Consider the following 22666-nt stretch of genomic DNA (forward strand, 5'->3'; position numbering starts at 1 on the left):
CCCGTGAAGGTGGCGTGAATCGGCGGCGCCGGCGGGGCTCGCCCGCACGCCACGCGAGAACCTATCCATTTACCACGCCGATACGACATCGATGCGACACGATTGCACGAGCGCGTCGATTGCACAAATCGCCCCAACGGAGCATGCCGCGCGCGGTCTGAACGCAGTATTATTCTTCAGGTTTCCTTCAGCTTTGCTCCGTACTATTTGCGCCACTGCCCGTGGCCTTTCCGGACCGCGGCCGCCGCTACGTGCAGGTCGAGCACAGGCTTTCCCGACCTGCATTCGGGCAATGGAACAGATAGATTCCCGACTGAAAACCGAAAGCGCCTATAAAGGCTTGCTGGAGCATCCATGAAAACTCTGTTCTTGCAGGCGCCGTCGTACGACGGCTTCGATGGTGGCGCGGGTTCGCGCTATCAGGCCAAGCGTGAAGTTCGCTCGTTCTGGTATCCGACGTGGCTCGCCCAACCCGCGGCACTGGTTCCCGACAGCCGCGTGCTCGACGCCACGGCAGACGGCCTGTCCGTCGACACCGCCCTCGACATCGCCTCGCAATACGAACTGGTGGTGATCCACACCAGCACGCCATCCTTCCCGACCGACGCGTTGTTCGCCCAGGACCTCAGGAAGCGCAAGCCGTCGCTGCTGATCGGCATGGTCGGCGCGAAGGTCGCGGTCGATCCGCACAATTCGCTGACCGCGACCGAGGCCATCGACTTCGTGTGTCGCGAGGAATTCGATTTCACCTGCAAGGAAATCGCCGAAGGCAAGCCGTTCGCGCAGATCCTGGGCTTGAGCTATCGCACCCCCGACGGCTCGATCGAGCACAACGAAGCGCGCCCGATCCTCGAGAACATGGACGAGCTGCCGTTCGTCGCGCCGATCTACAAGCGCGATCTGACCATCAAGAATTACTTCAACGGCTACCTGAAGCATCCGTACGTGTCGCTCTACACTGGCCGCGGCTGCCGCTCGAAGTGCACGTTCTGCCTGTGGCCGCAAACGGTCGGCGGCCATCGCTATCGGGTGCGTTCGGTCGAGAACGTGCTCGAGGAAGTCAAGTGGATTCGCGACAACATGCCCGAAGTCAAGGAGATCATGTTCGACGACGACACGTTCACCGACTTCAAACCGCGCGCCGAAGAAATCGCGCGAGGCATGGGCAAGCTGGGCGTCACATGGTCGTGCAACGCGAAGGCGAACGTGCCTTACTCGACGCTGAAGATCATGAGGGAAAACGGCTTGCGCCTGCTGCTGGTCGGCTACGAATCCGGCGACGACCAGATCCTGCTGAACGTCAAGAAGGGCTTGCGTACCGACATCGCGCGGCGCTTCGCCCAGGACTGCCGCACGCTGGGCATCAAGGTGCACGGCACCTTCATTCTCGGCTTGCCGGGCGAGACGCCGGAAACGATCCAGAAGACCATCGAGTACGCGAAAGAGATCAATCCGCTGACGATCCAGGTGTCGCTCGCCGCGCCGTACCCGGGCACGACGCTCTATAACCAGGCGGTCGAGAACGGCTGGCTCGCGGAGAACAAGGTGATCAATCTCGTCAGCAAGGAAGGCGTGCAGCTGGCGGCGATCGGCTACCCGCATCTGTCGCGAGACGAGATGTACCACCAGCTCGAAAACTTCTATAAACGCTTTTATTTCCGGCCGTCGAAGATCTGGGAGATCCTGCGCGAAATGCTGACGAGCTGGGACATGATGAAACGGCGCCTGCGCGAAGGCGTCGAATTTTTCCGCTTCCTGCGCGCGCACGAGGCGTGAGCGCCGCACACCTCGCCGCCGTCACGCTCGCGTACGCGTGCGCGGCGGCGACCGTTGTCGGCATCGGCTACACCGTGCTCGCGAGCGCGCTGATCGGGCGCTTCTTCGCGAGGGATGTAGCCGAACCCTCCAGCTTTCCACCCATTACGGTGATCAAACCGTTGCATGGCAACGAGTGGGCGTTGCTCGACAATCTGTCGAGCTTCTGCGCGCAAAATTATCCCGGGCCCGTGCAATTCCTGTTCGGCGTGCATGACTGCGCCGACCCCGCGCTGCAAACCGTCAACGAACTGCGGCGTCTCCATCCTCAGGCGGACATCACCGTCGTCGCCGATGCGCGTCTGTACGGCCCGAACCGCAAGATCAGCAATATCCTCAACATGGTGCCGCAGGCGCGCCACGACGTGCTCGTGTTCGCCGACAGCGACGTGTGCGTCGGCCCGGACTATCTGCGCAACGTGATCGGCGAATTGCAGCAGCCGGGCGTCGGGCTCGTCACCTGCGCATATCGCGGCCAGCCCGATCCGGGTTTCTGGCCGCGGCTGTCGGCGATCGCAACCAACTACCAGTTCCTGCCGGGCGTCGTCACCGGACTCGCGCTCGGGCTCGCGCGGCCGTGCTTCGGCCAGACCATCGCGATGCGGCGCGACACCTACGAGCGGATCGGCGGCTTCAAGCCGTTCGTGCAGCATCTGGCCGAGGACTACGAGATCGGCGCGGCGGTGCGCGCGGCGGGCGAGCAGGTCACGATTCCGCCGTTCGCAATCGCGCATGCGTGTGTCGAAGCGAGCGCCGCGCAACTCGTGACGCACGAACTGCGCTGGAGCCGCACGATTCGCCGCATCGATCCGCTCGGACACTTCGGCACGGCGCTCGTGCATCCGTTGCCGTTCGCGCTGCTCGCGCTAGCGTGCTCGGGCGGCGCGCCGTGGGCGTGGCTGCTCGCGGCAGTGACGGTGGTCGCGCGTCTCGCGTTGAAGTGGCGCGCGGATCGGGCGTTGCGTCAACGCTGCCGCGATCTGTGGCTTCTGCCGTTATGGGATATCGTATCGTTTGCGATTTTCGTCGCGAGCTTCCGCTCGTCGCGGGTGATCTGGCGGGGCTTCAGCTTCAAGGTCGACGGCGATGGGCTGCTGTCGGCGGCGCAGGACGAATGACGAACGAACGGCAGATTGGGCTGGCAATGAACGAAGAAGTTTCGAGCGGGCGAAACGGGAGCGCCCTGGAGACGCATGGCAGCGCCCCGGCGACACGCGGCGTGCGGCGCATCACGTATACCGAGGTCGTGTGCGAGGTGCCCGCATGATGAAGCATCTGGGCCGCGCGGCTGCGCTCGCGGGTTTGCTGATCTCTTTGTGGCTCGTCTGGCGCGAAGATCCGCGCGCGGTGTTCAGCGCGTTGCGCGCGGCCGGCGCGGGCCTCGTGGTGGCCGCGCTCGCGCATGTGCTGCCAATGATCGCCAACGCGTGCGACTGGCGCTCGCTGATTCGCGGCGCGAACCGCCCCAGCTTCGGCAGGATGCTGCATCTGGTGTGGGTGCGCGAATCGGTCAACTGCATGCTGCCGGTCGCGCGGATCGGCGGCGAACTCGTGTCGTTCCGTATGTTCAAGCGCTGGGGCGTCAGGCCGTCGACAGCGGTGGCCAGCACCATCGTCGACATGCAGCTGACCGTAATCAGCCAGCTGATGTTCACGATGGTCGGGATTGGTTTTCTGTTCGCCAATGCGCAATCGGGCGCGCTGCGGCTCGCCGGGCAGCTCGCGTGGGGCGTGGTCGCGTTGACGCCGGTGCTGTTGCTGTTCGGGCTCGTCCAGCATGCCAATCCGTTCGAGCGCATCACGCGCGTGGCGAACCGCGTGACGAGCGGCAAGCTAACCGCGCTGGTCGGCCAGTCCGCCCAGATCGATCAGTCGATCAAGGTGATCTGGCGCCGCCGCGCGGTCGTGCTGCGCTATCTGTTCTTCTGGCAGCCGCTGCAATGCGTGCTCACCTCGCTCGAAATCTGGCTCGCGCTGTATTTCCTCGGCGCGCGCGTGACGCTCGTCGAGGCGATCGTGATCGAATCGCTGATCCAGGCGGTCAGCAGCGCCGCGTTCTTCGTGCCGGGCGGTCTCGGCGTGCAGGAGGGCGCTTTCATACTGATTGGCGGCGCACTGGGGCTCGACCCCGCCACCTGTCTCGCGCTCGCGGCCGCGCGGCGAATTCGCGATCTGCTGATATTCGTGCCGGGCCTGATCGCGTGGCAGCTGTTCGAGGCGTCCGGCAGCGCGCGGCCGCATGCCGCACCGCACGGCGTGCGCGCCGAACTGGCCAAGCAGCGTTCGGGCGTCGCTGACGCGAACCGGGGCGGCGAGCGGCGCTGAGCGATTGGCGCGCGCCTTCAGCGCGTCGCGCGATAGGCCGGAAACGACACCCGCACCGCAAGCCCCTGGTCCCCGATCCCGGCGCCTACCTGCAGACTCGCGCCGAAATGCTCGGCGATCCGCGCAACGATCGACAAACCGAGCCCGCTGCCGGTCGCCTGATTGCCGGTCGCGCGGAAAAAGCGGTTCGTGAGCCGCGTGAGATCGTCCGGCGCGACGCCGGGGCCGTCGTCGCGCACGATCAGTTGCACCTGCTCGTCGGCATGGCGCACCGCCACTTCCACAGTGCCGCCCGAGCGTCCGTACTTGATCGCGTTATCGAGCAGATTGTCGAGCAGGATGCCGATCAGCACGGGCTCCGCGTCGATCTCGGCGAGCATGTCGCCGACCAGCATCACATTGATGTGCTTCTGTTGCGCATTGCGCCTGTTCGCGAGCAGCGTATCTTTCGCGATCGCCGCCGGCCTCAGCGGCACGGTGGGCAGCTTCTCCTGCACGTCGAGCCGCGCGAGCAGCAGCAGTTGCTCGGCGAGCCGCGCGCTGCGATCGACGCCTTGCACGACGCGCTCCATCGCGAGCCGCTGCAGCGCGATGTCGGACTCGGCGAGCGCGACCTGCGCCTGTACCTTGATCGCGGCGAGCGGCGTCTTCAGTTCGTGCGCGGCATCGGCGGTGAAGGCGCGCTCTAGCTCGCGCGCATGGTGCAGACGCGCCAGCATCTGGTTGATCGCGTCGACGAGCGGGCGCACCTCGAGCGGCGTGCGGCCGATGCCGACCGGTTCCATGCGGTTGATGTCGCGCGAACGGATCGCGGCCGACAACACCTTCAGCGGCGCGAGACTCCAGCCGATGCTGAGCCACACGAGCACCGCGAGCACTGGCAGCGCGATCAGCGTGGGCCGCGCGATGCGGCTCGCGACACCGCTCACCAGGTCGCTGCGGGTGTTGGCCAGTTCGAACACACGCACGCAGTGACCGAGCGCCGTTTCGCGCAACGTGAACGAGTGATAGAGCTGACCGCCCAGCGTGACGTCCTGCGCGCCGCTCGCGGGCGGCAACGGCAAATCCCACGCGGCGAGCGCATGCAGTTGCGGGCTGCCCGCCAGAATGGCGCCGTTGGCCGCGCGCACCTGGAAGAGGGCGTCGCGCGGCAGCGTGTCGTCGTCGTCGAGATCGCTCGCGCCGGGCTCACCGCCTCTCTCTTCTTCGCGCACGTCGATGCGCGCATTGGCGAGCGTCATCAGATTGGTCGAATCGAGCAGCGCGAGCATCTGCGCGAGTTCGGCGAGACGCGCTCGTTCCCACGCGGCGACTTCGCGGATGGCTTGCCGGTAGCTCGACACGAGCGCGCAGCCCCATACGATCGCGATGCTCGCGAGCACGAGCAGCACGAGGCGCCGCCGAATCGACGGACCGATCATTCTTTCTCCATCACATAGCCGATGTTGCGCACGGTCTTGATCAGGCTTGCGCCGAGCTTCTTGCGCAGGTTCGACACGTGCACCTCGATCGCATTGCTTTCGATTTCTTCCTGCCAGCCGTACAGGCTTTCTTCGAGCCGCGAGCGCGACTGAGGAATGCCGAGATTGGTCAGCAGTTGCAGCAGGATCGCCCATTCGCGCGACGTGAGCGGCACGCGCGCCTCGTCGATCTGCACCGTTTGCGCGGCCGGATTCACTGTCAGATTCTGGTAACGAATCAGATCGATACTGCGACCTTGTGCGCGGCGCAACAGCGCGCGGCACCGCGCCACCAGTTCGGTGAGATCGAACGGCTTGCCGAGATAGTCGTCGGCGCCCGCTTCGAGTCCGCCGACGCGATCGACGACCGTGCCTTTTGCGGTCAACACCAGCACCGGCACGTCATTGCCGGCGTCGCGCACGCGTTTGAGCAGTTCCGTGCCGCTCACGCGCGGCAGGCCGAGGTCGAGTACCACCAAGGCATATTGAGTCGTGTCGAGCGCGAGGCCGGCCTTGTGGCCGTCGCGTGCCCAGTCGACTGTGAAGCCGGCCTGACGAAGGCCCGCCTCGACACCGCAGCCGATGAGTTCGTCGTCTTCTACGAGGAGTAAGCGCATGAGGCAAATATTCCATTGTGGGGCGTTCTTGCATAACGTCGAGCATTTAGATGCAAGCGGCATTGATGCACATAGACGAACAATCTGCCGCGTTCCGAAGTGTAACCACGCCGTTCGTTAGCCGCTTCATGCCATGCGCGTGGTTAAGGTTTCCTTCAGCTTGAATCGATACCATCGACGCGCTATAAAATGGTCGTCGCAGATCGTAATGCATGTGCGAGACGACGTTGTCGTCAGGCCATCGCAACCTGATCGTAAGGACTTCGATGGAGCGACGCGCGAGGCATTCTTTATACTGGTCGATGGCGTCAACGGACGATCTCGACGAGTCCCGCCCATTGCCAGCATCCGGTCAGGCCGCAAGGCCGCGCACGAGGCACGTTATGAAGCGAGTCACCATCGACATGCTACGAGCCCATCTGCTAGTGGCGTCTCTGACGGCCGCGGGCACCGAAGCGCTGCTGTGCATGGCGTTGCCGGTACTGCCGGTCTCTGACGCTTTTTTCGCTTCGGCATCGTTCAGGCTGTTCGCGCTCGCGCTGATCATCGGCGGCGTGGTGATCGCGCGCGAATTTGCCGAGGTCGCCTTCGAGGTCGCGGTGCGGCGCGACTGCGCGACTCGCGCTGCTCGCGGCGCATGGCCCGCCGTGATCGCAGCGAATTGTCCGCGCCGGTGGCTCGTCGTGCTTCATCTGCGACTAACGGGGCAACCTTTCGTGCTGGCCGAGCACTGACGGACACGGACGGCACACAATGGCGGCGCACGCGTTGATTGCATGTCAATGGCTTCTGTTAGCCGCCTGCGTTAGCGCTTCGATCTACACGGCAGCCGCCGCGCTCGCCATGCCGTTTTTCACCGCCCGACATAAATCGAACCATCATGGGGGCAGGGCCGTCAATCGCGCGCTCAGCCGTTCGCTGATGGATTCGCTCGATTGCCCAACCGGGCCGTTCGCGCAGGTCGGTGTCAGCGTGCTGAAGCCGCTGTGCGGCGCCGAGCCGCGTCTCTACGAAAATCTGCGAACCTTCTGCGAGCAGCGACATCAGCATTTTCAGCTGGTGTTGGGTGTGTCGTCGCCGCACGATCCCGCCATCGCGGTGGTGCGCCGTTTGCAGGCCGCCTATCCGAAGCGCGACATCGAGCTTGCAATCGACACACGCGTACACGGCAGCAATCTGAAAGTCAGCAACCTGATCAACATGGCGGCACGCGCGCGCCACGACGTGATCGTGATCGCCGACAGCGACATCGCGGTCGACCCGGACTATCTCGACAGCGTCGCCGCGCCGCTCGCGGACCCGAACGTCGGCGTGGTCACGTGCCTGTACGTCGCGCGCGGCGTCGGCGGCTTCTGGCCGCGTGTCGGTGCGCTGTTCATCAACGAGTGGTTCGCACCCTCGGTGCGGGTCGCCCATGCGATCGGCTCGCGCCGCTTCGGCTTCGGCGCGACGCTCGCGTTGCGGCGCGCGACGCTGGAGCGCATCGGCGGCTTCGAAGCGCTGAAAAACTGCCTCGCCGACGACTACTGGCTCGCCGAGCACGTGCGCGCGCTCGGTCTGCAAACGGTGCTGTCGCGCGTGATGGTCGCGACCGACGTGATCGAGCCGACCTTCGCGGCGCTGTGGCAGCGCGAAACGCGCTGGCTGCGCACGATCCGCTCGGTCAATCCGCCGGGCTTCGTGTCGCTGCTGATCACGTTCCCCACGCCGTGGCTGTTGACGAGCGCGGGGCAGACCGTGTCGCTCGCGACGTGTGCTCACGCGCCTTTCGCGGCGGTGGTCGCGAGCGCGTCGGCCACTGCGGTCTGCGTTGGCGCGCGCCTGCTGCTGCACCTGCGCGCGGCACGCCGCGTGCGCACGTTCTGGCGCGATCTGCCGCTGGTGCCGTTGCGCGATACGCTGCTCGCGCTCCAGTGGCTCGTCAGCGCGTTCGGTTCGCACGTCGTGTGGCGCGGCGAGCGCATGCAGCTCGGCACGCCGTCCGCCGAGCGCAGCGGCCGGCTGGACAGCCTCACGTGATGGAGAGCGCAAAACCCACCCAGCCGCGCGGACTGATCATCACCGCCGACGATTTCGGTCTGCATCAGCGCGTCAATATCGCGGTCGAGCGTGCGCATCGCAACGGTGTGCTGCGCGCCGCGAGTCTGATGGTCGGCGCGCCGGCCGCCAAAGACGCGGTCGCGCGCGCGCGTATGCTGCCGGAACTGCGCGTGGGCCTGCATCTGGTGCTGGCCGACGGCGCCGCGCTGGCGCCGCGCGAGCAGGTCGCCGCGCTGCTCAACGAGAATGGCCGCTTCGGCAGCAACATGGTGCGTGACGGTGTGCGCTTCTTTTTTCTGCCGCACGTGCGCCGGCAGCTCGCGCACGAAATTCACGCGCAATTCGAAGCCTTCGCCGCGACCGGCCTTACGCTCGACCACGTGAACACGCACAAGCATTTTCATCTGCATCCGACCGTGCTCGGCCTGATCCTCGACATCGGCCGCGACTACGGCATGAAGGCGATGCGTCTGCCGTTCGAAGCGAACGCGCCGCTGTGGCTGCGGCCGTGGATCGCGCACGTGAAGACGCGGCTCGAGCGCGCGGGGATCGCGCACAACGACTACGTGGTCGGCATCGCGGCGAGCGGGCGCATGGATGAGGCGACCTGGCTCGCCGCGCTCGCGAATCTGCCGCATGGTGTCGGCGAAATCTACTGTCATCCGGCGCTGGCCGGCGACGCGCTGAGCGACGGCATGCACGACTACCGGCATGCCGACGAGTTGCAGGCGCTGCTGTCGCCACGGGTGGCCGCCGCGATCCGCGCGCTTGGGGGGCGGCTCGGCGGGTTCGCGGATGTGCTTGCGTAGCGCCATGCTTCGCGAAACGCGGAAAACTTTGGCCACGCTCACAGCGGCTGCTTTTTCATCAACAGCTTCAGCAACGCCGGCAGCAGCAACAGCACGAGCGGCAACTGCACGATAAGACAGGCTTAACGTCGAATCGCGCGAGCCGGGCCGTGCGAAATCGACGCGTCGTCCGTACCCCGTAAGGGTTCATTAAGCTGCGACGGCCGATAATGCGGCGGCCAGAACCGCACCAAGGAGAGGAGAGGCCATGCGCCTGCTACTGGTCGAAGACGACGACATGATCGCGGAATCGGTGCTGGGCGCGATGCGCCGCGCCGGCTACGCGATCGACTGGGCCGAGGACGGCCGCGCGGCGGAACTGTCGCTCGATAACGGCGTGTACGACCTCGTGCTGCTCGACCTCGGCCTGCCGAAAATAGACGGCATCGACGTGCTGAACGCGTATCGCCGCAACGGCGGCGCGGCGCCCGTGATCATCCTGACCGCGCGCGACGCGGTCGACGAGCGCATCCGCGGTCTCGACGCCGGCGCCGACGACTACCTGATCAAGCCGTTCGATCTCGACGAACTGGCCGCGCGCATTCGCGCGCTGCTGCGCCGGCGCACCGGCCAGAAGCAGCCGGTCTACAGTCACGGCGACCTGACGCTCGACCCCGCCGCGCATGAAGTCACCAAGGACGGCGTGCCGCTGCCGCTGGTGCCGCGCGAATTCGCGTTGCTGCAGGCGCTGATCGAGGAGCCGACCCGCGTGTTCACGAAGGCCGAGCTCGAAGAAAAGCTGTACGGCTGGGGCGAGGAAGTCGGCAGCAACACGATCGAAGTGCATGTGCACAGTCTGCGGCGCAAGATCGGCGCGGACCAGATCGTGACCGTGCGCGGGGTCGGCTACCGCCTGAAGAGGTGCGGATGACGTCGATTCGCCGCTGGCTGCTCGGCTGGCTGATCTTCGGCATGGCGGCGGCGTCGATGATCGCGGCTTTCGCGATCTTCCATACCGCGCGGCGCGAGGCGAGCGAGCTGTTCGACTACGAACTGCGCACCGTCGCGCTGTCGCTGCCGTCGGCGCTGAGCGGCGCGGGCAGCCGCGAGCGGCGGGAACCCGACCTCGGCGATCTCGCCGACGACCGCATCGTCATCGAAATCTGGGACCGCGGCGGTACGCTCGTCTATCGCTCCGCGCAGGCGCCGGAGTTCGAGCGTCTGCCGCCGGGCTTTCACACAGTGCCGCGCGGCGAATACCACTGGCGCATCTTCGGCGTCGCGCAGACAGACCGCTACGTGCAGGTCGCGCAACCGGTCTCGGTGCGCGAAGAACTCGCGTTGCAGCTCGCGCTGCACACGCTGTGGCCGCTCGGCGTGCTGCTGCCGGTGACGAGCGCGCTGGTGCTGCTGGTGGTCGCGCGCGGGCTCGCGCCGATCGGCGGGCTGTCGCGCGCGCTCGCGACACGTTCGATCGATTCGCTCGAACCGCTGCGGCTCGACGGCAACCTGCCGGTCGAAATCCGGCCGCTCGTCGAAGCGCTGAACGATCTGCTGCAACGGTTGCATACGGCGTCGCAGGCGCAGCGCACGTTCATCGCCGATGCCGCGCACGAGCTGCGCTCGCCGCTCGCGGCGCTGAAGCTGCAACTGCAGGCGGCGTCGCGCGATGGATCGCTGAGAGGCGAGGGGCAGACGCTCGAGCGCGTCGAACATCGGGTGAACCGGATCATCCACCTCGTGCAGCAACTGCTGACGCTCGCACGCGAAGACGCGCAGCCGGTCACGTCGACGGTGCCGGTCAGCCTGCGCCGCATCGGCGAGCAGGCAGTCAGCGATTGTTCCGTGCTCGCGGAGTTGCGCGAGATCGATCTCGGCCTCGAATGCGAACACGCGCGCACGCCGAACGACGCCTATACCGTGCTCGCGGAGCCGCACAGTATCAGCGTGTTGTTAGGGAACCTGATCAATAACGCAATCCGTCATACGCCGGCGGGCGGCCGTGTCGACGTGGTGCTGCGACGCACGGGCGAGCGCGTGGGCTTCGAGGTCGTCGACAGCGGCTCGGGAATTCCCGAGGCGGAACTCGAACGCGTGTTCGACCCTTTCTATCGCGGCGACGAGTCGAAGGGCGAGGGCAGCGGGCTCGGTCTCGCGATCGTCGCGCGGATCGCCGAGCGGCATCAGCTCGGCCTGTCGCTGAGCAACAATGTCGGGGCGCCCGGTTTGCGGGTGTCCGTCACGGGGCTGCGCGCGCCCGCCGCCCACGCGCCCGTCACGGCCGCGAATTGACGATCGTCATTGCGGCTCGGGTTGTCACAAGCACGTAGGCGCACGCTGCTACAATCTCATTTTTACGGATCGACAGATTGGTTGTGCACTATGGGTTTCGAACAACTCGCTGAACTGAAGAAGCAACTGGCCGCGGCGCGTGCCGCCGCAGAGTCCGCCGGCAAGCCCGATCGCAAATCGGCCACGCGCCCCGCTTCGAAGTCCGCCGGCAAGCCCGCTTCAAATTCAGCGGCACATCCTGGTTCACATGCCGACCGTGGTGCCAATCCGGGCACGAAGCCCGGTGGCCGGCCCGGCGCGAAGCCGGCCGCAAAGGCCGGCGCTCGCCCGGACGGCAAGCCAGGTACGCGAGCCGGCGGCCCGCAGCCGGCGCGCCACACCGCGCCCGCCAAGCCGGCGGTGGACGCCAAGCCGGTGGACCCGGTGGTGCGCTCGATCGGTCGTCTGCAAAAACGTTTCCCGGTCGCTTTCCCGAAGAATCCGGCCCCGAAGCTGCCGCTGAAGATCGGCATTTTCGAAGACCTCGTCGTGCATGCGAAGGAACTGTCGATGAGCGAAGCCGAGCTGCGCGACGCGATCAAGACGTGGTGCCGCGGCGGGCGCTACTGGAAGAGCCTCGTCGAAGGCGCGGCGCGCGTCGACCTGGCGGGCGTCGAAGCCGGCAAGGTCACGGCGCAGGAAGCGGCGGGTGCTCAGCGCCTGCTCGCGCATCGCGCGGCGAAGGGCGCGCAGAAGGCCGCCACCGCGACGGCAAGCGCGCATGCGCCGACCGATGCAGGTACGCCGGCCGAGGGCGCGGCCGCTGAAGCGTCACATGCCGAAGCAGCGGTAGCGGCAGTTGCGGAACAAGCGGCCCGCCAAGCGGATGTCGCTGCTGCGTCGCCGGAAGCCGTAGCGGCGGATGCCGCCGGGAGCGCGGACACCCAGGCGCAGACCAGCGCGCAATACGAACCGCAAGCCACCGCTCCCGCTTCGCCCCCCTCCCAAGCCTAACCTTGGCACAGCCCGTCATGGCCTCGATCACGAGGCCATGACGGGCGGCGCAGCCGTCAACCGGCTGCGCACGAATCCCACATGCTCGCGCAGCACGTAAAACGCATCCGCATACGCGAGCGGCATGCGCAGGTGGCTCAGCGCCGCCTCGATCTCGTCCAGTTGCCCCAGTAGCTGCGTGCGCTCCTCGTCGGTTGCGCCGGCGAGCGCGTGCCGTTCGATCGCGATCAGGGAACCGTAATAACGATAGATGCGCGAGCGCACCCGCCACCGGTACAGCGCCGGGATCACGCGCATGGCGGGCAACAGCAGCACGGCGACCGGCAATAGCAGGAAGAGCGTACGATCGCCGATGCTCGCGAGCCAGAAAGGCAGCGTCCGATACAAAAAGCCCTTGCCGGTCCGGTAATAGCGCTGCGCGTCTTCGCTGATCGGATATTCGTGCTCGACCGGGTTCGGGAACTGGCCGGCGTGCTGCAACAGGCCCGCGGCGCCGTGCACTTCCTGCGCCGCCTCGATCAATAGATCCGAAATCGCCGGATGCAGCGTGCTGCGCGCGACGAGTTCGACCGTCGGACTAATCAGGTGAACGGTCTCGGGCGGAATGCGCCGCTTCAGATCGAGCACGCCGGGCGGCAAGTCGATCTGGTCGAGAAACGGAAAGACGCGTGTATAGGCGCTCGCTTCGTCGAAATTCATCACCGAGATGCCGGGTACGCGCAATAGCCGCAGCATCAGGTCGCGCGTGGCCGAATCTCCGCTCAGAATCGCCGCGTCGACCTCGCCGGCAACCAGCTGCGTGGCGGCCTGCAGGCCGTCGCTCGGCACTAGTGTCGTGGCGCCGCCGGGCTCGATGCCGTTCGCCGCGAGCAGTTGCAGCGCGAGCAGCCGCGTGCCGCTGCCTTCGCGGCCGACCGCGATTCGCTTGCCTTCGAGCTGCGCCAGTTGCGTGAGCGCCGCGCCGCGATAGAACACGACGATCGGCACATAGCACACGCTGCCGAGCGACACCAGCGACGAAGTATCGAGCCCTTCGGCCACCCCGCCCTGCACGAGAGCGATATCGACGTGCTGCTTCGGATCCAGCAGCCGCTGCAGGTTCTGCACGGAACCTTCGGATTCGAGCACGTTCAGGCGGATGCCGTTGCGCGCGAGGATCTTGCGGTACTGGTTCGCGGTGACGACGAACGAGCTGTCGCGCGGGCCGGCGCTGATCGTGATCGTGCGCGGCGGCGCCGGATTGGCGATCCAGACGATCAGCACGATCGCGAACGCGATCAGCAGCGCCGTGATGAAGTAGGGCAGCAGGTGCTCGCGCCATTCGGCGCGCGTAGGTTCGGCGGGAAAGTGCGGAGGCCGCGGACGCTGCGCTTTCATGAAGACTCCGTGCGGGAAGCCAGGCGAAGGCATTGTCGCCTGTGCGGGGCGGCTTTGCCGTCGACGGTTCGCTCTATTGACCGGGCGCGCGGCGCCGCATCGCCGTGCTCACGCACGCGGCGCTCAAACGCGCTTGAACAACTGCCGCGCGAGCGAGCACATCAGCAGCGTCGCCGGCGATTCGTCCTGTAGGCGCCGGCTCATGATGATCGGCGACGCGGCGCTTGCCGACGGAATCGGCCGGTACGCGACGCCATGCGCGCGCAAGCCCTCGACGCTCTCCGGCACGAGACACACGCCGACCTGCGCGGCGACCAGCCCTAGCGCGGTCTGCAACTCCCGCACTTCATGGATCGCTTTCGGCTCCAGCGCCTGATCGTGCATTGCCGAGATCTGCTGGTCAGCATAGCTCGGCCGCGGCGTGCTCGGATAGACGATCAGGGTTTCCTCGGCGAGCGCGGCAAGCGTCAGCGGCTTCTTTTGCCGCGCGAGTGGATGGTCCTGCGGCAACGCGGCGATCATCCGTTCCTCGACCAGCACTTCGCGCGCGAGTTGCGCATCGTCGAAGCGCAGCCGGCCGAAGCCGACGTCGATGCGGCCACCTTTGAGCGCGGCCAACTGCTCGATCGTGAACATCTCGATCAGCGACAGCTCGATGTGCGGCGCGGCCTCGCGAAACGAGCGGATCACCGCGGGCAGCGCGCCATACAGCGTCGACGGTACGAAACCGATCACGATGCGTTCCGCGAGTTGCGCGAGCCGGCGCGTGAGCGGCGCGAGCTCGTCGGCTTCATCGATCAGACGTTTCGCCTGCGTGTAGAAAATGCGGCCGGCTTCGGTGAGCCGCAACGGCCGCGAGCCGCGCTCGAACAGCGGCAGGCCGACACTTTCCTCGATCTGCTGGATCTGCCGCGACAGCGGCGGCTGTGTCATATGCAGACGATTGGCCGCCCGCGTGATGTTCATCTCCTCGGCGACCGCGATGAAGTAGCGAAGTTGGCGAAATTCCATGCATGCCTCTGAGGTGTGATGCGTCGGCGATTGGTGTTGCGTTGGTCTGCTGCGCCTTGGGCGCTGCCGGTTGCGGTACGGTGCTGCCGCCGCGGCGCTGCGCGAGGGCAACGAATGATAGCAACAGCGCCGCTCAATACCGGCCAGATGACGCACGAGCGCGTTTTCCGCGCGCGGCAGCGCATTCAGCTCGCGCATGCTGTTGCCGTCGTTCGTCACCAACGAGTGGCAGCTGTTTGCGGGATCGGGCGTGCGCGCGCTCGTCGGACGCTTATGGCCGATGCTGGCGGGCATCGTACTCGGCACGCTGGTTGCGGTAGTTCGGTCAGCGCGTGCGCGGTTCTTTATCTGTCTGCTCGGCCCCGGCGTTCAATCGATGGCGCGCGCATCCGTTTAAAAGACGTTGGGAGCAGCGGATCGCGGAGGAGGGAGATCGTGTGGCCCATTATTCTCGATACGCTCGGCGCGCTCGCGGTGCTCGCGAGCGTGGCCGCGCACATCGCGCTGCTGCTCAGCAGCGAACAAAAGTGCGATGAATAAAAGCGCTTTGAGTGTGTAGCGCCTGATCGTGGCGTCTGCCCGTAGGAGTCTTGTGCGGTTGCACGTCTCTACTGCCGCGTGCCGCTCTCGCGGTCGGTCAGCGCGCGCTTGCGCGACGCCGACGCCGCGGCGCAAGCCAAACAGCATCAATCGTCGTAAGCCACGCGTAAACGTGGCCATCGAGGTCTGGTGCGAATCGATTGTTCGTCGGAAGCGGCGTATCAATTCGTCTCGAGCCGCTTTATCCGGCCTCGCGGCATGCCTAAATTAACGACCAGTGACAGCGCCACTGCATTTCCGGCTTTTATTGGCGTGGACCCCGCGGCTCCTCGCGAGGCATGCCGGCGCGAACCATTGAAAGGACACGATGATGAGCAAGCTCACTGGCAAGGTAGCGGTTGTAACGGGTGCATCGAAAGGCATCGGAGCGGCGATTGCGAAGGCATTGGCGGCGCAAGGCGCGTCGGTCGTGGTGAACTATGCGTCGAGCCGCGCGGGCGCCGACAAGGTGGTCGCCGATATCACGGCGGCGGGCGGCAAGGCGGTCGCGGTTGGCGGTGACGTGTCGAAGGCCGCGGACGCGAACGGCATTATCGATACGGCGATCGAAACGTACGGGCGGCTCGACGTTCTCGTCAACAACTCGGGTGTCTATGAATTCGCGGCGCTCGAAGAGATCACCGAAGCGCACTTCCATAAGCACTTCGATGTCAACGTGCTTGGGCTGCTGCTCGTGTCGCAGGCGGCGGCCAGGCATCTGGGCGAAGGCGGCAGCATCGTCAACGTGAGCTCGGTCGTGACCCGCATCACGCCGGCGACCACCGCGGTCTACACGGCGACCAAGGGCGCGGTCGATGCGATCACCGGCGTGCTCGCGAAGGAACTCGGACCGCGCAAGATCCGCGTGAATTCGGTGAATCCGGGCATGGTCGAGACCGAGGGCACCCACAGCGCCGGCGTGATCGGCTCGGACTTCGAAACGTGGGCGATCAGCACGACGCCGCTCGGCCGTATCGGCCAACCCGACGATATCGCGGATGTCGTCGCGTTCCTCGCGTCGGATGACGCGCGCTGGTTGACGGGCGAGAGCCTGATCGCGAGCGGCGGGTCGCGTTAAGTCTGAAGGGGTTGCCAACGCTGGTGGCAACCCGCGGAACGATTCGGGCGCGATCGCGGGCGGCGGGGCCGGCAGCATGAAGGCCACGCCGCTCCTCGCAGCGACGGCGCGCGAGCTACGCGCGTTGAACATCGCCCCCCGAGACCTCTGTTTCGGCTCCCGGCAACTCCACCGCAAAAAACGCGTCGAGCAGATTCGAACCCGGCCGCTCGGCGAGCCGCGTCAGCGATTCGATCATCTGCACGCGGCAATCGAGCAGCGGCACCATCCGGATCCGCCGCGACTCGTTGAACTCTGCGCGCGCAATGACGCCGACGCCGATTCCCTGCGCGACCGCTTCCTCCAGCGCCTCGCGGCCATCCACGTACATGACCGGCTCGACTTGCAACGACTCGCGCACGAGCTCGATTTCGAGCAGTTGTTGGGTGACCGATTGCGGCTCGCGGAAGATCATCGGCTGATCGACGAGCTCCGCGTAACTCAGCCGGCGCTTCTTCGCGGCCGGGTAGCTCGCCGGCACCATCGCGACCAGCGGATCGCGCCGCAACACGCGCGACTGCAAGCGGCTATGCACCTGCGGCGCGGCCGTGATCGCCGCGTCGACCGCGCTCGACAGCACGCGCTGCATGCACTCTGCCGCATTGGCGATCGACAGCGTGACGACGATGCCCGGGTGCCGCTGGCGAAACGCGCCGATCAGCGCGACGGCGAGATCGGGCGCATCGGCCGCGAGCGATAGCGAACCCGACTCCAGCCCGCCCGCTGATTCGAGCAGTTGGCGCGCGTCCCGCTCGCAACTGAGCATATGCCGTGTCACGCTGAACAGGCGCAGCCCGAGTTCGGTCGTCTCCACGCCGCGCGGCCCGCGCTCGAACAGCTTGACGCCGTAATCCTGTTCGAGCCGCCGCACGTGATCCGACACCGCCGGCTGCGTCAGCGACAACGCCTGCGCCGCTTTCGAAAAGCCGCCATGTTCCGCGACCGCATGGAACGCCCGCAATTGCGCGTATTGCACGTGTGCCTCGCCAGCAAATAAGTTTTTGCGATACCGTCATCGATTATATCGATTTTACCGATGGACAACGCTTCTGTATCGTGTGAGCTATCGACATAGCGATATCGGAGTGGCGGACATGGAAAGCGCGATCGGCGGTTCGGCGGCGACATTGGCCATGGCAGCCGCGGCAACATCGACCCGTTGCACCACACCCTGCGCCGCGCCGGCTGGCGGCGAGCCTTATCTGCTGACGCCGGGCCCGCTGACCACGGCACTATCGACGAAACAGGCGATGCTGCGCGACTGGGGCTCGTGGGACGGCGACTTCCGCGCGATGACCGCCGAGTTGCGCGCGAGCCTGCTGGCGATCGCCGGCGACACCGCGGGCGACTACGACTGCGTGCCGCTGCAGGGCAGCGGCAGCTACTGCGTCGAAGCGATGCTCGGCAGCCTGGTTCCGCGCGACGGCCACGCGCTCGTGCTCGCGAACGGCGCATACGGCAAGCGCGCGGCGACCACGCTTGGCTATCTCGGCCGCACCTGCACACTGCTCGACAAGGGCGACTACCTGCCGCCGCGCGGCCTCGAAGTCGAGCGCATGCTTGCCGCCGATCCATCGATCACGCACGTGGTCGCGATCCATTGCGAAACGAGCTCGGGCATCCTCAATCCGCTCGATGAGATTGCAGCCGCGGTCGCCGGGCAGGGCCGCAAACTGCTGATCGATTCGATGAGCGCCTTCGGCGCGGTGCCGCTCGACGTGCGGCAGATCGCGTGCGAGGCGTTCGTGTCGTCGGCGAACAAGTGCATCGAGGGCGTGCCGGGTTTCGGCTTCGTGATCGCGCGCAAGAGCGCCCTGCGCGAGGCGAAAGGCCGCAGCCATTCGCTCGCGCTCGATCTCTACGATCAATGGGACGTGATGAATCGCACGGGCCAGTGGCGCTTCACGCCGCCCACGCATACGGTGGCCGCGTTCCTCGAGGCGCTGCGTCTGCACCAGCTCGAAGGCGGGCAGCCCGCGCGGCTCGCGCGCTACGCCAACAATCGCGACGTGCTGGTGGCCGGCATGCACGAGCTTGGCTTCGAGCCGCTGCTCAACGGGCGCTGGCGCTCGCCGATCATCGTGACGTTTTTTTCGCCGGCGCATCCGTCGTTCGAGTTCGCGCGCTTCTATGAACTGATGAAGGAGCAGGGCTTCATCATCTATCCGGGCAAGCTGACGGTGGTCGATAGTTTCCGCATCGGCTGCATCGGTCAGGTCGACGAGCAGGTGATGCGACGCGTGGTCGATGCCTGCGCGCAAGCGCTGCGCACAATGGGCGTCACGCACGCGGGGCCGCCGCCCGCCGCGCTCGACGAACGCAAGGCGCTCGCGCAGGCGGCCTGAGCCGCGACAGCAAACCCGCGACGGCAAACCCAATACATTCGGATTCCTGGGGATTCAAGCAGATGAAACACGTGAAGGCAGTGATTTTCGATTGGGCCGGCACGGTGGTCGACTACGGTTCACGCGCGCCGATGGGGGCCTTCGTCGAGACCTTCGAGCAGTTCGGCGTGCCGATCACGATCGACGAAGCGCGCGGCCCGATGGGCATGGCCAAGCGGCCGCATATCGCGGCGCTGATGGCGCTGCCGCGCGTCGCGCAGGCTTGGGCCGAGCGCCACGGCCATATGCCGACCGACGCCGATATCGACGCCGTGTACGAGGTGTTCGTGCCGAAGAACATCGCGGTCGCGGCGAGCTACAGCGCGGTGATCCCGGGCGTCGCCGAAGTCGCGAGCGCCTTGCGTCAGAACGATATCCGCATCGGCACGACGACCGGCTATACCCGCGAGATCATCGACGAAATCGTACCGGGCGCGGCCGCGCAGGGCTTTGCGCCGGACAGCATCGTGTGCACCGGCGATACGCCGGAAGGGCGGCCGTCACCGTACATGATCTACCGGACGCTGCCGCTGCTCGGCGTGTGGCGCGCGAAAGAGGCGATCAAGGTCGACGACACCGAGGTCGGCATCGAGGAAGGCATCAACGCCGGCACGTGGGCGGTCGGTGTCGCGGTGAGCGGCAACGCGTTCGGCATGAGCGAGGCGGAGGTGAAGGCGTTGCCGGCCGACGAATTCGCCGCGCGCCGCAACGCCGCGATGGCGAGGCTGAAGGCGGCGGGCGCGCATTACGTGATCGATAGCGTCGCGGATCTGATGCCGGTCGTGTACGACATCGACGCACGGCTCGCGCGCGGCGAACGGCCTTGAAGCGTCACTTGAAGAAACCGACCGCGAGATCGATGAACTCGCGCACCTTGCGCGGCACGAACTCGCGGCTCGGATACACCAGCGACACGGCCACGTCGCCATTGAGCACCGCATAGCCGTCGAGCACGCGCACCAGCGTGCCGGCGCGCAACTCGTCCTCGACCATTTCGAGCGGCAGCAGCGCGATGCCCATCGCGCCCAGCGCGGCCTGCTTCTGCATGATCATGCTGTTGACCGTGAACGATGCATCGATCGCGATGCTCTCGCCGCTGCCGTCGCCGTCCTCGCTCACGCTTTCGGCATCGCCGTCACCCTTGCGGAAGATCCACATCGGGCCGGTCGTGTCGAACGGCGCGGCAATCAGCCGATGCCCGTCCAGTTCGGCCGGCGTTTGCGGATGACCGGCCTGCGCGAGATACGCGCCCGCTGCCACCGGCACCGCGTGCGAGTTGATCAGACGCCGCGCCACCAGCGACTCCGAGCGGATCATATGCTCGGTCACGATGCCGACATCGAAGCCGCCTTCGAGCAGATCGACCCGTTTTTCCGTCAGCGTGACGCGCAGGTTGACTTGCGGGAAGCGCGCCTGATATTCGGCGAACAGCGGCGTTAGCCGAAACAGCGAAAAACTGCCGAGCGCGACGATGCGCAGGTCGCCCGCCACGTCGCGCGAGGCCGTGGTCGCGCGCGACTCAACTTCCTCCAGTTCGGCGAGCAGCACGCGGCAACCGTCCGCGTATTGCGCGCCGGCCTCGGTCAGCACGACCTTGCGCGTGGTGCGCTGAAACAGGCGAATGCCGAGATGCTGTTCGAGGCTCGACACATGACGCGTGACGACCGACGTCGACACGTTCAGTTGCCCGGCGGCCTGCGCGAAGCTGCCGACATCGGCCACCTTGACAAAGGCCTGCATGGCCTGAAAAAGATTGATCATTCGAGTCCAAAAAACGTCTTTGTTGTAGCGGACGGCGTGGCGCATGTGCGCGCGGCGGTGCCGCTGACGCAATCGAACGCGAGCGCGAGATCGTCGTCGCGGCGCAGGCCGTAGCGCATCGCGTTCGCGCTCGGGCAGCGCGCCGAGACAGAACGCGTGACTAACCACCACTTGTCCCTGCATGCCGTGCGCGGCAACGCGATCGAGCAGCCCCGATTGCGGAAACGCGACGGTCGACACCTCGGCGCGCTTGCCGTCGGCGAGCCGCACGTGGGTGACCAGCGAGGCGTTCGTCGTGGGGCGCGGGGCGGTCGTGGTCATGGGCGGCGGGCAAGGGGAATGAACGGGATGAAAGGGGTGAACGGCCGGTGCGTTGATGCAACCCGCGATGCTACGCTTAGACGATAATAAATCCGCCCCCGTTACGGCAAATACAGCGTGAATTAATCCGGAAATTCGGCGCGGCGAGATTGCGGCGCGAGGCCGCGCCGACCGGCAAAATCCAAGGCCGGACGGCGGTTCACGGTATACTCCCGCGTAACTTGCCTGATCGCCATGCTTGCCCGATACTCAGCTGTTACCCCCAAAATCTCCCCGTACGTCGAGTTTAACGCTACTGCTTATGAGTACAATCCTTGAAAGTCTTCCGATCGGCCAGAAGGTCGGTATCGCGTTTTCCGGCGGCCTCGACACTAGCGCCGCGCTGCACTGGATGCGCAAGAAGGGCGCCGTGCCGTATGCCTACACGGCCAACCTCGGTCAGCCCGACGAAGACGATTACGATTCGATCCCGCGTCGCGCCACGCAATATGGCGCCGAAGGCGCGCGCCTGATCGACTGCCGCGCGCAGCTGGTCGCGGAAGGTATCGCGGCGCTGCAGTGCGGCGCGTTTCATATCTCGACGGCGGGCGTCACCTACTTCAACACGACGCCGATCGGCCGCGCCGTGACCGGCACGATGCTGGTCGCCGCGATGAAGGACGACGGCGTCAACATCTGGGGCGACGGCAGCACGTACAAGGGCAACGACATCGAGCGTTTCTACCGCTACGGTCTGCTCGTGAACCCGGACCTGAAGATCTACAAGCCGTGGCTCGACCAGCTGTTCATCGACGAACTGGGCGGTCGTTCTGAAATGTCGGAATTCATGCGCCAGTCGGGCTTCGACTACAAGATGTCGGCCGAAAAGGCGTATTCGACCGACTCGAACCTGCTCGGCGCGACGCACGAAGCGAAGGACCTCGAAAGCCTCGAGTCCGGCATCAAGATCGTGAACCCGATCATGGGCGTCGCGTTCTGGCGCGACGACGTGCAGATCGCGAAAGAAGAAGTGACGGTCCGCTTCGAGGAAGGCCAGCCGGTCGCGCTGAACGGCCAGACGTTCCCGAACGCGGTCGAGCTGCTGCTCGAAGCGAACCGGATCGGCGGCCGTCACGGTCTCGGCATGAGCGATCAGATCGAGAACCGCATCATCGAGGCGAAGAGCCGCGGCATCTATGAAGCCCCGGGCCTCGCGCTGCTCAACATCGCATACGAGCGTCTGGTCACCGGCATCCACAACGAAGACACGATCGAGCAGTTCCGCGAGAACGGCCGCCGCCTCGGCCGTCTGCTGTACCAGGGCCGCTGGTTCGATCCGCAGGCGATCATGCTGCGCGAAACCGCGCAGCGCTGGGTCGCGCGCGCGATCACCGGCGAAGTGAGCGTCGAGCTGCGCCGCGGCAACGACTACTCGATCCTCAGCACGAAGTCGCCGAACCTCACGTATCAGCCCGAGCGTCTGTCGATGGAAAAGGTCGCATCGACGTTCTCGCCGCGCGACCGCATCGGCCAGCTGACGATGCGCAACCTCGACATCACCGACACGCGCGACAAGCTGCGCATCTACTCGCAGGTGGGCCTGCTGTCGTCGAACGAGACGTCGGCGCTGCCGCAGGTGAAGGGCGACAAGGAGTAAAGCGGCGCGTCTGATTACCTGAACGTCGCATCGATCGATGGGCCGGCTCGCGAGAGCCGGCCCATTTTCTTTGGGGCTCCCGGATGCACTCCGGCGCCTGGGCGCGATCCCACATTCTGTGCTCAAGTTTCGCGTGCCTATGCCGTTGAC

At 66.1% G+C, this 22666-nt stretch carries 20 protein-coding genes and 1 pseudogene; 14 read left to right on the forward strand and 7 right to left on the reverse strand.

The window, feature by feature from the left end; genetic code table 11:
- Positions 1–354 precede the first annotated feature (354 nt).
- The 3 genes from hpnJ to OKW38_RS08455 all read left to right on the forward strand — a co-directional run bounded on the left by hpnJ (position 355) and on the right by OKW38_RS08455 (position 4140).
- The gene (gene hpnJ / locus OKW38_RS08445; protein WP_429360991.1) at positions 355–1776 is read left to right on the forward strand and encodes a hopanoid biosynthesis associated radical SAM protein HpnJ; all 1422 of its coding nucleotides are present in this window, start codon (positions 355–357) and stop codon (positions 1774–1776) included.
- Positions 1773–2933: a bacteriohopanetetrol glucosamine biosynthesis glycosyltransferase HpnI gene (gene hpnI, locus OKW38_RS08450; protein WP_090805232.1), complete on the forward strand. Its 1161-nt coding sequence runs from the start codon at positions 1773–1775 to the stop codon at positions 2931–2933. Before hpnJ ends, hpnI (OKW38_RS08450) begins: the two co-directional genes overlap by 4 nt.
- A gap of 145 nt (positions 2934–3078) precedes the next feature.
- Positions 3079–4140 (forward strand): lysylphosphatidylglycerol synthase domain-containing protein, encoded by a 1062-nt coding sequence (locus OKW38_RS08455; RefSeq protein WP_429334691.1) that lies wholly within the window; start codon positions 3079–3081, stop codon positions 4138–4140.
- A 17-nt stretch (positions 4141–4157) separates the two neighbouring features.
- Here OKW38_RS08455 and OKW38_RS08460 read toward each other — a convergent pair whose 3' ends face one another.
- Together OKW38_RS08460 and OKW38_RS08465 are read right to left on the reverse strand one after the other, a co-directional pair.
- On the reverse strand, positions 4158–5561 hold the full coding sequence (locus OKW38_RS08460; RefSeq protein ID WP_429360993.1) for an ATP-binding protein: 1404 nt from the start codon (positions 5559–5561) through the stop codon (positions 4158–4160).
- On the reverse strand, positions 5558–6217 hold the full coding sequence (locus OKW38_RS08465; protein ID WP_090805227.1) for a response regulator: 660 nt from the start codon (positions 6215–6217) through the stop codon (positions 5558–5560). The genes OKW38_RS08460 and OKW38_RS08465 overlap by 4 nt, the downstream gene beginning before the upstream one ends.
- A 383-nt stretch (positions 6218–6600) precedes the next feature.
- Between OKW38_RS08465 and OKW38_RS08470 the strand changes: the two genes are divergently transcribed.
- The 6 genes from OKW38_RS08470 (at position 6601) to OKW38_RS08495 (ending at position 12330) form a co-directional block, all read left to right on the forward strand.
- Entirely contained in the window at positions 6601–6951 is a 351-nt protein-coding gene (locus tag OKW38_RS08470; protein WP_184043340.1) for a hypothetical protein, read from the forward strand.
- 19 nt (positions 6952–6970) lie between these two features.
- The gene (gene hpnI, locus OKW38_RS08475; RefSeq protein ID WP_429360995.1) at positions 6971–8236 is read left to right on the forward strand and encodes a bacteriohopanetetrol glucosamine biosynthesis glycosyltransferase HpnI; all 1266 of its coding nucleotides are present in this window, start codon (positions 6971–6973) and stop codon (positions 8234–8236) included.
- Positions 8236–9066: a hopanoid biosynthesis-associated protein HpnK gene (hpnK, locus tag OKW38_RS08480; RefSeq protein ID WP_429360997.1), complete on the forward strand. Its 831-nt coding sequence runs from the start codon at positions 8236–8238 to the stop codon at positions 9064–9066. Before hpnI (OKW38_RS08475) ends, hpnK begins: the two co-directional genes overlap by 1 nt.
- A 247-nt stretch (positions 9067–9313) precedes the next feature.
- Positions 9314–9976, forward strand: a complete 663-nt coding sequence (locus tag OKW38_RS08485) for a response regulator (RefSeq protein WP_429334687.1) — start codon at positions 9314–9316, stop codon at positions 9974–9976.
- Positions 9973–11337, forward strand: a complete 1365-nt coding sequence (locus OKW38_RS08490; RefSeq protein ID WP_429360999.1) for an ATP-binding protein — start codon at positions 9973–9975, stop codon at positions 11335–11337. Before OKW38_RS08485 ends, OKW38_RS08490 begins: the two co-directional genes overlap by 4 nt.
- 90 nt (positions 11338–11427) lie before the next feature.
- Complete coding sequence (locus tag OKW38_RS08495) at positions 11428–12330, forward strand: ProQ/FINO family protein (RefSeq protein ID WP_429334685.1); 903 nt, start codon at positions 11428–11430, stop codon at positions 12328–12330.
- A gap of 27 nt (positions 12331–12357) precedes the next feature.
- Here the strand turns inward: OKW38_RS08495 and OKW38_RS08500 are convergent, their stop codons facing one another.
- Entirely contained in the window at positions 12358–13707 is a 1350-nt protein-coding gene (locus OKW38_RS08500; protein ID WP_429361001.1) for a TAXI family TRAP transporter solute-binding subunit, read from the reverse strand.
- A gap of 123 nt (positions 13708–13830) precedes the next feature.
- Positions 13831–14718, reverse strand: coding sequence for a LysR family transcriptional regulator (locus OKW38_RS08505; protein WP_090805807.1), 888 nt, complete (start codon positions 14716–14718; stop codon positions 13831–13833).
- Positions 14719–14914: 196 nt separating this feature from the next.
- Here OKW38_RS08505 and OKW38_RS08510 point away from each other — a divergent pair, with 196 nt between their 5' ends.
- On the forward strand, positions 14915–15115 hold the full coding sequence (locus OKW38_RS08510; RefSeq protein WP_429361003.1) for a hypothetical protein: 201 nt from the start codon (positions 14915–14917) through the stop codon (positions 15113–15115).
- A 513-nt stretch (positions 15116–15628) separates the two neighbouring features.
- Positions 15629–16375, forward strand: coding sequence for a glucose 1-dehydrogenase (locus OKW38_RS08515; protein WP_187612769.1), 747 nt, complete (start codon positions 15629–15631; stop codon positions 16373–16375).
- Between the two features lie 115 nt (positions 16376–16490).
- Here OKW38_RS08515 and OKW38_RS08520 read toward each other — a convergent pair whose 3' ends face one another.
- Complete coding sequence (locus OKW38_RS08520; RefSeq protein ID WP_429334682.1) at positions 16491–17390, reverse strand: LysR substrate-binding domain-containing protein; 900 nt, start codon at positions 17388–17390, stop codon at positions 16491–16493.
- A gap of 118 nt (positions 17391–17508) precedes the next feature.
- Between OKW38_RS08520 and OKW38_RS08525 the strand changes: the two genes are divergently transcribed.
- Both OKW38_RS08525 and phnX read left to right on the forward strand, forming a co-directional pair.
- On the forward strand, positions 17509–18759 hold the full coding sequence (locus tag OKW38_RS08525) for a 2-aminoethylphosphonate--pyruvate transaminase (protein ID WP_429361005.1): 1251 nt from the start codon (positions 17509–17511) through the stop codon (positions 18757–18759).
- A 62-nt stretch (positions 18760–18821) separates the two neighbouring features.
- Entirely contained in the window at positions 18822–19625 is an 804-nt protein-coding gene (gene phnX / locus OKW38_RS08530) for a phosphonoacetaldehyde hydrolase (RefSeq protein WP_429361007.1), read from the forward strand.
- A gap of 4 nt (positions 19626–19629) precedes the next feature.
- Here phnX and OKW38_RS08535 read toward each other — a convergent pair whose 3' ends face one another.
- Both OKW38_RS08535 and OKW38_RS08540 read right to left on the reverse strand, forming a co-directional pair.
- Positions 19630–20559 carry a LysR substrate-binding domain-containing protein gene (locus OKW38_RS08535; protein ID WP_429361009.1) on the reverse strand — a complete coding sequence of 310 codons (930 nt, stop codon included), beginning with the start codon at positions 20557–20559 and terminating at the stop codon, positions 19630–19632.
- 41 nt (positions 20560–20600) lie between these two features.
- Positions 20601–20787: pseudogene (locus tag OKW38_RS08540) on the reverse strand (cytosine deaminase); the annotation flags it as partial.
- A 394-nt stretch (positions 20788–21181) separates the two neighbouring features.
- Here OKW38_RS08540 and argG point away from each other — a divergent pair.
- Positions 21182–22516, forward strand: coding sequence for an argininosuccinate synthase (gene argG, locus OKW38_RS08545; protein ID WP_090805205.1), 1335 nt, complete (start codon positions 21182–21184; stop codon positions 22514–22516).
- Positions 22517–22666 lie beyond the last annotated feature (150 nt).

Source organism: Paraburkholderia sp. MM5496-R1 (assembly GCF_050436205.1).
GTDB classification, from domain to species: domain Bacteria; phylum Pseudomonadota; class Gammaproteobacteria; order Burkholderiales; family Burkholderiaceae; genus Paraburkholderia; species Paraburkholderia tuberum.

Bases quoted from the DNA above. Each gene is read 5' to 3' on its own strand.
- OKW38_RS08510 (WP_429361003.1), top strand. From the start codon at position 14,915: ATGCTGTTGCCGTCGTTCGTCACCAACGAGTGGCAGCTGTTTGCGGGA.
- OKW38_RS08465 (WP_090805227.1), bottom strand. From the start codon at position 6,217: ATGCGCTTACTCCTCGTAGAAGACGACGAACTCATCGGCTGCGGTGTC.
- OKW38_RS08460 (WP_429360993.1), bottom strand. From the start codon at position 5,561: ATGATCGGTCCGTCGATTCGGCGGCGCCTCGTGCTGCTCGTGCTCGCG.
- hpnK (WP_429360997.1), top strand. From the start codon at position 8,236: ATGGAGAGCGCAAAACCCACCCAGCCGCGCGGACTGATCATCACCGCC.
- hpnI (WP_429360995.1), top strand. From the start codon at position 6,971: ATGGCGGCGCACGCGTTGATTGCATGTCAATGGCTTCTGTTAGCCGCC.
- argG (WP_090805205.1), top strand. From the start codon at position 21,182: ATGAGTACAATCCTTGAAAGTCTTCCGATCGGCCAGAAGGTCGGTATC.
- phnX (WP_429361007.1), top strand. From the start codon at position 18,822: ATGAAACACGTGAAGGCAGTGATTTTCGATTGGGCCGGCACGGTGGTC.
- OKW38_RS08470 (WP_184043340.1), top strand. From the start codon at position 6,601: ATGAAGCGAGTCACCATCGACATGCTACGAGCCCATCTGCTAGTGGCG.
- OKW38_RS08535 (WP_429361009.1), bottom strand. From the start codon at position 20,559: ATGATCAATCTTTTTCAGGCCATGCAGGCCTTTGTCAAGGTGGCCGAT.
- OKW38_RS08515 (WP_187612769.1), top strand. From the start codon at position 15,629: ATGAGCAAGCTCACTGGCAAGGTAGCGGTTGTAACGGGTGCATCGAAA.
- OKW38_RS08505 (WP_090805807.1), bottom strand. From the start codon at position 14,718: ATGGAATTTCGCCAACTTCGCTACTTCATCGCGGTCGCCGAGGAGATG.
- OKW38_RS08485 (WP_429334687.1), top strand. From the start codon at position 9,314: ATGCGCCTGCTACTGGTCGAAGACGACGACATGATCGCGGAATCGGTG.
- OKW38_RS08455 (WP_429334691.1), top strand. From the start codon at position 3,079: ATGATGAAGCATCTGGGCCGCGCGGCTGCGCTCGCGGGTTTGCTGATC.
- OKW38_RS08495 (WP_429334685.1), top strand. From the start codon at position 11,428: ATGGGTTTCGAACAACTCGCTGAACTGAAGAAGCAACTGGCCGCGGCG.
- OKW38_RS08500 (WP_429361001.1), bottom strand. From the start codon at position 13,707: ATGAAAGCGCAGCGTCCGCGGCCTCCGCACTTTCCCGCCGAACCTACG.
- OKW38_RS08490 (WP_429360999.1), top strand. From the start codon at position 9,973: ATGACGTCGATTCGCCGCTGGCTGCTCGGCTGGCTGATCTTCGGCATG.
- OKW38_RS08525 (WP_429361005.1), top strand. From the start codon at position 17,509: ATGGAAAGCGCGATCGGCGGTTCGGCGGCGACATTGGCCATGGCAGCC.
- hpnJ (WP_429360991.1), top strand. From the start codon at position 355: ATGAAAACTCTGTTCTTGCAGGCGCCGTCGTACGACGGCTTCGATGGT.